Origin of the sequence: Pseudonocardia pini (genome assembly GCF_013870575.1) — a bacterium.
GTDB lineage: Bacteria > Actinomycetota > Actinomycetes > Mycobacteriales > Pseudonocardiaceae > Pseudonocardia > Pseudonocardia pini.
Genome location: NZ_JACBXB010000854.1, coordinates 1 through 2,193, shown reverse-complemented (window position 1 = coordinate 2,193; position 2,193 = coordinate 1). Strand labels below are relative to the sequence as shown.

Sequence of the window (2,193 nt, the reverse complement as noted above, 5' to 3'; positions counted from 1 at the left end):
GGACGGCTGGTCGCCCGGACCCCGGAGCCCGCCACCGCCTGAGCCGGTGGAGCTGGGCGAGGCCGCCGGGCTCGAGGTCGAGGTGCTGGACCACACGGCGCTGCTCGAGGGTGGCTTCGGCGGGATCCTGGGCGTGGGCCAGGGGTCCTCGCGGCTGCCCCGGCTCGTGCGGCTGACCTGGTCCGGCGGGGCGAACCCGACGAAGCGGGTCGCGCTCGTCGGCAAGGGCATCACGTTCGACACCGGCGGGATCTCGATCAAGCCCGCGGCGGGGATGGACCACATGACGTCGGACATGTCCGGCGCCGCCGCGGTGATCGCGACGACCGTGCTGGCCGCGCGGCTGGAGCTCCCGGTGGCCGTGACCGCGACGGTCCCGATGGCCGAGAACATGCCGTCGGACACCGCGTACCGGCCCGGCGACGTGCTCACGATGTACGGCGGCACCACCGTCGAGGTGCTCAACACCGACGCCGAGGGCAGGCTCATCCTGGCCGACGCCATGGTCCGCGCCGCCGAGGACGAGCCGGACTACCTGGTCGAGACCTCGACCCTGACGGGCGCGCAGATGGTCGCGCTGGGCACGCGCACCGCGGGCGTCATGGGGACGGAGGACCTCCGGGACCGGGTCGCGGCGCTCGGCCGCGCCGTGGGTGAGGACGCGTGGGCGATGCCGCTGCCCGAGCACCTGCGCGCGGAGCTGGATTCGCGGATCGCCGACCTGGCCAACGTCACGGGCAACCGGTTCGGCGGGATGCTCGCGGCGGGGCTCTTCCTGCGCGAGTTCGTCGCCGACGGGCTGCCCTGGGCGCACATCGACATCGCGGGCCCGTCCTTCAACACGGGCGGCGCGTGGGGTTACACCCCCAAGGGCGGCACGGGCTTCCCGGTGCGCACCCTGCTCGCGCTGCTGGAGGACATCGCCGCGAACGGGTGAGCGGGGCTCAGGCGGCGCGGGCCCGGGCCGCGGCGGCGAGGGCGATCGCGAGCAGGGCGAACAGCGGGCTGGGGAAGCCGAGGGCCAGCCCGAGCGCGATGTCGAGCACCGGGGCGATGACCGCGGTCGCGAACACCCAGGCGGGCGCGGTCGGCGGCTTCCGCGGACCGCGCCTGCCGCCGGGCTTGGCCACGGACAGCCACGCCTGGAAGGCGATCGCCGTCGCCATCAGCGCGGTGCCCGCGACCAGCGGGACCGTCACGTCCAGGGTCTGCGCGGCGGTGTTCAGCGCCGCGGAGAGCAGCACGATCCCGGCCGCGAGCTGGACGACCGTGATCACGAACTTCGCCAGCACCCAGCGGTGCAGCGTCAGCCCCCACGGCGTGGCCAGCGCGAGCACGATCCCGGTCGCCGCCGAGGCGTTGGCCAGCGGCGCGAGCAGCCGCGTGTCGAGATGGTGCGCGGCGGTGACCGCCCACGGCGCCTCCCCCGACAGCGCCGGGGCGAGCAGCGCGAACAGGGCGACCGCACAGGTCATCCAGCCCACCGAGGTCAGCACGTGCATCCACACCGCGAGCCGCCGCCAGGTGGTGACGGCCGCGCGGCGGGTCGGGCGGGGAGAGCGGGTCGGGCGGGAGGAGCGGTCCCCGCCCGCCGAGCGCAACCCACGATGGGCCCCCCGGGCCACCTCCGGCGATTGCGTCGAGATCGAATGGTCAGGCGGTGTCGTCATCGCGCCACCTGACCGTTCGATCTCCGAGCCACTCCCGGGACGGTGTTCGGAGGACCCCGAGGTCGGTCGCACGGGCGACCACGTCGACGTGGCGGGATCGGAGGCGGGGGCGGCGGGATCGGGCGAGGGGGAGAGGGCGTCGGTCGGCGCAGCACCAGCCGCGGCGGCCCCTGGGGCGGTCGGCGCGGTGGGGGTGTTCGGCACGGGATGGGTGGGTGGCGTCGGCACGGGTCCGAGTCCATCGTCTGCCGCGGATCCGCACATCCGGGGCGACCCGGACCCTCGTCCGGGGCTCCCCGGAGGGGTTACCCGCGGGTAGGGTGCCGCGGGTGATCCCTCGTCGTGTCGCGCACCGTGTTCCGCAGGGGTCCCGCTCGGCCGTGGTCACCGGCGGGGGTGGCGGGATCGGTGCCGCGGTCGCCCGTGAGCTCGCCGGGCGCGGGTACCGGGTGCTCGTCACCGACGTCGACGGGGAGGCCGCCGCGATGGTCGCCGCCGGGATCGGCGGAGAGAGCCTGGTCCA

Annotated in this window: 3 protein-coding genes; 2 read left to right on the top strand and 1 reads right to left on the bottom strand. The window is 75.6% G+C overall.

Going from position 1 to position 2,193, the window contains the following annotated elements; all coding sequences use genetic code 11:
• Window positions 1–937 (top strand): leucyl aminopeptidase (locus tag H5J29_RS29935; protein WP_181784318.1); only part of this gene is annotated, 937 nt, incomplete at its 5' end.
• Window positions 938–944: 7 nt separating this feature from the next.
• Here the strand turns inward: H5J29_RS29935 and H5J29_RS29930 are convergent.
• The gene (locus H5J29_RS29930) at window positions 945–1,502 is read right to left on the bottom strand and encodes a hypothetical protein (protein ID WP_181784317.1); all 558 of its coding nucleotides are present in this window, start codon (window positions 1,500–1,502) and stop codon (window positions 945–947) included.
• 497 nt (window positions 1,503–1,999) lie between these two features.
• On the opposite strand from H5J29_RS29930, the gene H5J29_RS36010 reads away from it, so the two are divergent.
• A partial coding sequence (locus H5J29_RS36010) for an SDR family NAD(P)-dependent oxidoreductase (RefSeq protein ID WP_312858473.1) occupies window positions 2,000–2,193 on the top strand: 194 nt, incomplete at its 3' end.

Bases quoted from the DNA above. Each gene is read 5' to 3' on its own strand.
- H5J29_RS29930 (WP_181784317.1), bottom strand. From the start codon at position 1,502: ATGCACGTGCTGACCTCGGTGGGCTGGATGACCTGTGCGGTCGCCCTG.